Below are 7,173 nucleotides of genomic sequence, written 5' to 3' on the forward strand. Positions count from 1 at the left end.
ACTTGATGAAATTAGAGAACGTGATATTCGTATTTCTGATGAATTAGTTGAAATACTGAAGGACTGAAGCTTAAACCAACCTGAAACCAATATTGCAGAATCGTTAACATTTATCCCGGAAGATCGATCTCCAGCCTATCTTGAATTTTTAAAAATTTTCAAAATGGAAGATTCAAATGAAACAAGAGAAAAATTTTTGAGTATATAAAAAATCAACAAAGCACTTTGGCCGGTAACACATATTATGTTACAATCAACTAAAGTACTTTTTGTATATATTTATCAGCAATTATTAATATGTTTATCTATTTGTATCTACTTCCACATTAAAAAAGTTTTTACAAAATTTTACTTATACACATAGAAACTCTGCTACAGCAGATTTTGCAAGAATTCTTAAAAATGTAATAATATATTTAAAACAACTAATTTAAATATTAAAAACACCTTCCTCAATAATTAGTTTCAAAAAACCTACACTTGTATATGCTGCATAACTTTGATAAACATCATTTTTTTCTGCATTTGCAAAATCACAGACGCTCTTAACGGCAAGAAAGTTTTCTGGCTTAGGTGTTGAAGTATTCATACATGAAAAATACATTCCATATATTTCCATTTCAAGTCCTAACAATTTCCTAGTCATACTTTTGGGTTTTTCCAAAACTGCTGAATCTCCTACAACAGCTGAACCTGATGCAACTGGACCAATCTTCATTTTTAAATCATGATTAGGAGCTTTCCCTTGAAAACTCTGTTTAATACCAAATAATTTCATTGGCATGTCGGTGATTTTCCTTATCTTCGAGTGAAGCTCTGGTTTAACGGCAATCGCACTATAATCTGGACGGAATCCTTCTTCTACTATTTTTCCACTTTCATAGTTCCATGACTCACTAGCCACCATTATATCACCAAGACCAATCTCCCCTTCGACCCCTGCAGCAATTCCAGTCATACAAACATTTCGAGGTCGAAATGTTTGTATGATCTTTTCTGTAAACTGAGCCATCGCAACCATTCCCATTTTATCATCTGTTGCTAACAAAAGTTTTTGTCCATTGCTTAGTTTTGCTTCATAGTAAATAGAGCTATCTCCCACAACATTTATCGGGTTATAGTCTACGAAAACTTGCTTTACGGCATCAAATTCTGGACTATTCAATGCCGTAATAATTGCATAATCGTAGAGATAACCGCTTTTATAATAATAGCTAGGAGTAGACTGTTCAATTGTTTTTATTTTTGCCAATAAATTTTCACGCCACTCCTGAGTCGAAAAATCAAATTTTATTATCTCAGTAAATGAAGAAGAGAATATCGGATTTCCTTGATCAAGTGCTTCAACGTCTGCTGTTAAACCAACAATATATTTAGGCCTTACAATCTTTGTACTTCTTTGGAGTTCCTCCAACAAGTCAACTGAATTTTTTAACTCTGGATTATCTAAACCAAATCTTTTAGGTATAACTAAATCTAAAATCAATAAATCAAATTCATCTTTTTTTATGAAACTTATCGTGTCATAAATTCCAGTTGCAACCTGAATTTCCCATTTTTTTTGATCAAAAACTTCTTTTATTTCAGAAATTTTGTTTTCATTGTCATCAACTATCAGTACTTTCATTAAGTTCTCCTACTAACTTTGTTAAGTTCTCAAACCAGCTTTTTGAGGACGAGCTATAATATATAATCTCAATAAAATTTTTATGATATTTTTCCTTTAAAATAGTTCTCATTTTAGAAATAGTGATTTGTTCTTCCCCAAAACTTTCATATTGAGTTATAATGATTGTTTTTAGATTAATCTCGCGTTGTAGCATTTCTTCTAAAATTTCCCTTCCAGCAAAATTCCTTATTTTTCCACCACCACTATTGGTGTCGATATCGAAAGTTGGCAGGGTCATATCAAGAAGTAGCAAATCAAAACTAGAATTTCTCAGAGATTTGACACCCTGTTGAAATGATCTTTTTTCTGAAAATGTTAAATTGGAATACTGGCTATTTAAACGTTCTATAATTTGAGAACTTTTATTTTTATCATCCTCGATTATTAGTATCTTCACTATACTCCCCCATGTTAATACTAACTTCAAATTCTTCAGAGGTTACTTCAAATTTAAAAGTTAGCTTTTTCTGCAAATTAAATTTTATTATTTTGTACAATTTTGAATACCCTGATCCGCCCTCTTTCGTTAGCATTGGAATATCGACACTACTATCAATAACTTGCAATTCCTTTTCTAACTTCTCAACTGATTCTTTTATAGTTGCCTCTTTATTACTTAAGTAGTTATTTCTAAATTTAATAACCGAACAATCGTCTTCATCAGTTATCGAAGCATTAATAATCAAATCCTCACTTTTAATACCACTATGCTTCATAGAATTATTAAATAAGATAAGGAGAATATCGATGTAAAAAGGTAGTTCTTTGCTTGATATACTATAGTCCTCACTTAAATTTAAATTAAACGTAACTTTTTCAAAATCCGAATTTATTTTAGAAATAATATTTTCCGAAACAGAAATCAAATCTTCGCTTCTGACAATAGTATCTTCAGAAATTTGTGAGCGTTCAAACCAGCCCGCCACTTCCTCTAAAGCAATTTGAATTTCTGTCTTACAAGAAGCTATATTATTTTTAATACTACGAACTTCTATACCGTTTGTAACCAAATTAGATTCTAATGTTGTCAGTTTATCAATAAATTTATTTGTAATATCATTTTTTATTAAATCCTGTAACTTAGATACCTTGTTATCAATTTTTTTCCAAATATATTCTACAATTATATCGTAGATTTGCTTTTGATTGCTTAGCACCTTAACTTTGTCATAAACTTCTTTTTCCAGATCGCTGAAACTTTCGTTTAAGTTAAAAATACCGGAGTCAATCCCTCTACTTTTATATTTAATTTGCAAGAGTTCTTGCTTAATAGAAGATATTTCATCATCTATCGATTTTGAAAATTCATCTAAAATATCAGATATCTTTCCATACTCGACTCCAACTATGTCTTTTATGTGTTCATTTTGAGCATAAACTTCTGAAGAATCCGATATTTTCTCGGTTATCAAGTAATAGTTATTAAACGGCTTCCTTATCTGCCCCTGTAGAGTCCCATGCCTAATTCTTGTGCTAAGATATGAGTCTAATCCATCGTCATCAAATAAAAATTTATTAACTATTCTCTCAAACAAACCTTCAAGTGCTCTCATTTTAGGGGTATATTCTTCTAAATTTAGTAAAAAATATTGATTCCCATCACTTAAATTTATTGTTTGCTTTGGAATATATTCAATTTCTCTAGAATCCGCACTATCGAAAAAATCATTGAAAAATTTTTCAAAATCATTCTTATTTTTTTCATATATTTTTTCGCTATCAACAGTTAACTTACTTTGGTTAACCGATTGAACCAGTTTCTTCAATAGCACCTCTTGAGATAACTCACTAATTTCTTTTGTATATTTATTATCAAAGTCTTCTTCATTTTCCTCGTTCAATTTGCTGAGAATACTTAGACGTTCGCTAACTACTTGTTCCTCAGATTCAAATAACAATGCCATATCAGATAAAAAATCACGTGTACAAATACGCTCTAATATAAACCTGACCCTATCTTTATTACTAGTTGTAATTTTAATATTAGAAGGATAGTCAATTGAATTACCTTCTAAGTAATCTTCAAAAACGTATTTCAGTCTATCTGAGCCACACAGCTTTGCAAATATTGGTACCTCAAGTTTTGACAAATCTAGATTACGATTTTCTGCATCAAAAAAATCTTTCATCTCGTCTAACGGGTACATAAAAATAGCATTTGGGGTTCGGAAATATGTATCTGCAAATTCTAATACTACATTTCCCAAATCTCTTTTTCCAAAATAATATTTATAGAGGAAATACCTCACCTCTTCTTGATACCAGTTAGGTAGTTTCTGTCTTTCGATTACTTCAATAAGAATTTTAAAGTCAGTAATATTAATTTCTGACTGCCTCAACAAACTTAAAACCACCTCAAATTCTAGTGCGGATTTTAGATTCTCGAACTTTTGATCAGTTATACTTGCAAAATCTATATTTGATAATGCACTTGTTTTAGAGAGAAACTCTACAGTTTCTGAAATATTCCCAACATATTTCAAATAAGAGAAGCCAATGTACTTATCATACAATTCTATACTTATATCATCTTGGCTTCCATTCAAAAATTGTTTTAAATACAACAGAACTTGATTGAGTAAGTCAAAATTACTATATTTCCTTGTATAAAATAATAGTTTGCTAACATATTTTTCAAAAGAAGTTTGACTAAAACTCTTTACTGATCGATAGCAATCAATAATATCTACCAAGTCAAAGATATAAGCTGAATTTAAAATACCCTCGTCATAATCTCCCTCACTAATCTGTAATGAAGTGTAGTAGGACAACATATCGAGGCTCGATTTGCTTATGTAAAACTCTTTTATTATTCTACTAATTGGATCTAGGCACTGCTTGTAGTCTCCACAATACAAGTTAATTTCTAATTCCATAAATTGAATATCAATATCTTTCATATTTTCAATAAATTCGGAATCTTCAAATAAAAAATGTTTAATTCTATAATCATCAAACTGACATAAAATATCTATAAAATTCTTCCGAATTCTTTTCTTTATATTTTCCGGAAAATTCAATAATAACTTTACTAAAATATTGAATCTATCTATTACCGAAAGCAATGTGGATGTTGATAATAACATTCCAACCATTTCTTCATTGTCAGTTGGAAAATTTTCAAATGAGGCGAAAAAAGAGAGTATGGGCTTGAATGTAGGGTGTACATTCTCAATTTGCCTTTTACTTGTTTTACTATAGAGAACTGGATCAGTCTCATCTACCATTTTATTGACTACTAAAGATAGTAAATATGAATTAAAGTTTAAATAGCTGCTTTTATTCTGAATTTGATTTTCATAATATTGTTGAAGCTCCTTTTTTGAAGGATTATTTTTGTTTTTCTGAATCAATAATTCATTCTCAATGCCCCACAACGAAAAACCAAATTTCTCCTTTATTTGAGTTAAAACGGCTTCGCCAAAATCTGTTCCTTTCTTAAAAAAAGAATCTTCAAATTCCAATTTAAGTGATGAATATTCATTCAATTGTTTTTTATAAAAGAGAAGTTCTAAAATATACCATTCCATTTCTTTCATAAAACCAACAGAGCCTACATTAAGTACCCAAAGATCTTCTACCTTTGTAATATCTTTAATAATGGTATTTTTAGAATATCGTAAAAAATACTCATTGGCAATAATTGTTGTTCTAAAAAAATCGCTTTTAAGTTCGGAGTTGCTCGATTCTTTTATTTTTAATATGTCTTTTATTGATAGTTTTTTCTGAAGGGCTTTTGCCTTAAGTTTTGTCAAATTCTGCTTATTTGTAACATGCTTTTTCATCTTTGAACTCATCCTCTATCTCCAGACATTCTATAATAAAATTCTATAATTTAATATTATTATACTACTTTTTTACTCGTTATGCTAGTTAATTTTTAATCATCTCAGGTTAAAAGCAAATATAGTTCGCTCAATTCTCAACTACAATCCTGTTAATCATCTAGTTGGTGGCTAAATAACAACAAAAATAGTAGAAAGGTCTGCTAATCGCGTTTCAATGATTCATCTCATAACCAAGAGTTCCAACAATTATCTTTTATAACTCCTCCCATATTTTGACGTAATGGGGTCCAAAGATAGTAACCTTTCTGTTTTAAATGATTTCTGAGTTCATAACTAAGATAACCTAAATATACTAATACCGTTAAGAACAATTTTCTAGTAAGTCATCAACGGCCCTAATATTATGAGCTGAGCTACGTATCACAATATAATTCAGACTATAGCCTGATAGAGTGACTTATATATACTTTAAATCCATAGAACCAAATGTGCTTAGAGAAATTACAACCAATGATGGCTAGTTCATTAAAAACATATGATATATGATTACGAACAGGTTGACAAAGTGATTAAGGAAAACTATCGATGATGACAGTGCTATTTTGAGAAATATGAGTTTTTATTCCTTTCCATATGATTTGAACTTACCAAATTTATTGTCTTGACCATAGATTATATCGACTTCTCTCAAGGAGACACACTAAAGGAAAGAGTTTATATATCCGATATAAATAATTTTGTGATTTAATACCTAGTTCATCCTGTAAAATAAGTAGTAATTAATTACTCTGTTTACAAGCAAGTGTTAATTGTTTGAAGCAGCTTATCAACAACTAAAAGAATCTATAATGATATAAATAGAGATAAGGTATTATAAAAGATATAAAATCCTTCATCATTTTGTTAAATTTGAAATATATACATTTTAAAAATAGCTCAAGATAAATCTGTACTGACCCCAAAAAGTTAGACAATTAATTTATCCAAAGGATTTAGTTCTGTATTGCACAGGACTGAGTCCTTTTAGTTTTACCTTAATTCGTTTGTTGTTGTAATAATCAATATAGTTTACAATAACTTGTTCCAATTGATTAAGTGATTTAAACGTCTTCTCGTAACCATAAAACATTTCCGCTTTCAAAATGCCAAAGAAAGATTCCATCATGCCGTTGTCTGGGCTGTTACCTTTACGTGACATAGATGGCTGAATTCCCTTGCTCTCTAAAAACCTGTGATAAAAATCGTGTTGATATTGCCATCCTTGATCACTATGGAGAATTGTATTTTCGTAATGGTTCTCTGTAAAGGCTTGTTCTAGCATAGTTTTCATTTGTACTAAGTTCGGCGAAGTAGAAAGATTGTAGGAGATAATTTCGCTGTGAAAGCCATCTAAAACTGGTGATAAATAAAGCTTTTGGCTGCTTGCTGGAATGGCAAATTCTGTCACATCTGTGTAGCACTTTTGCATTGGTTTGGTTGCTTCAAATTGACGTTGAATAAAGTTATCTGCTTTCTTGCCAACCTCTCCTTGGTATGAAGAATACTTCCGTTTACGGCGAATTCGAGCCGTTAAACCAAGTACTTTCATCAGACGCTGCACCTTCTTATGGTTCACTACGAAGCCACGATTTCGTAATTCTAGAGTCATGCGACGATAGCCGTAATTTCCTTTATGCTCAGTATAAATTGACTGAATTTCAGCTTTAATATCATAAT

At 30.4% G+C, this 7,173-nt stretch carries 4 protein-coding genes and 1 pseudogene; all 5 read right to left on the bottom strand.

From position 1 onward, the window contains the following. Positions 1-430: 430 nt before the first annotated feature. On the bottom strand, positions 431-1,627 hold the full coding sequence (locus QM917_RS06280; RefSeq protein WP_414285272.1) for a response regulator: 1,197 nt from the start codon (positions 1,625-1,627) through the stop codon (positions 431-433). After that, a complete protein-coding gene (locus QM917_RS06285) occupies positions 1,608-2,066 on the bottom strand; it encodes a hypothetical protein (RefSeq protein ID WP_414285273.1) in 459 nt (152 codons plus the stop codon). The genes QM917_RS06280 and QM917_RS06285 overlap by 20 nt, the downstream gene beginning before the upstream one ends. Beyond that, positions 2,041-5,454 (bottom strand): hypothetical protein, encoded by a 3,414-nt coding sequence (locus QM917_RS06290; protein WP_414285274.1) that lies wholly within the window; start codon positions 5,452-5,454, stop codon positions 2,041-2,043. The genes QM917_RS06285 and QM917_RS06290 overlap by 26 nt, the downstream gene beginning before the upstream one ends. A gap of 225 nt (positions 5,455-5,679) precedes the next feature. After that, a pseudogene (locus QM917_RS06295) lies at positions 5,680-6,236 on the bottom strand (transposase); the annotation flags it as partial. A 200-nt stretch (positions 6,237-6,436) separates the two neighbouring features. Beyond that, positions 6,437-7,173 (bottom strand): IS3 family transposase (locus QM917_RS06300; RefSeq protein WP_414285275.1); only part of this gene is annotated, 737 nt, incomplete at its 5' end.

It is taken from the genome of Streptococcus infantis (genome assembly GCF_047460685.1).
In the GTDB taxonomy this organism is placed as follows: Bacteria; Bacillota; Bacilli; order Lactobacillales; family Streptococcaceae; genus Streptococcus; species Streptococcus infantis_AD.

What these genes read in the sequence shown, in the direction of transcription:
- QM917_RS06290 (WP_414285274.1), bottom strand. Translation starts at nt 5,454, where the DNA reads ATGAAAAAGCATGTTACAAATAAGCAGAATTTGACAAAACTTAAGGCA.
- QM917_RS06280 (WP_414285272.1), bottom strand. Translation starts at nt 1,627, where the DNA reads ATGAAAGTACTGATAGTTGATGACAATGAAAACAAAATTTCTGAAATA.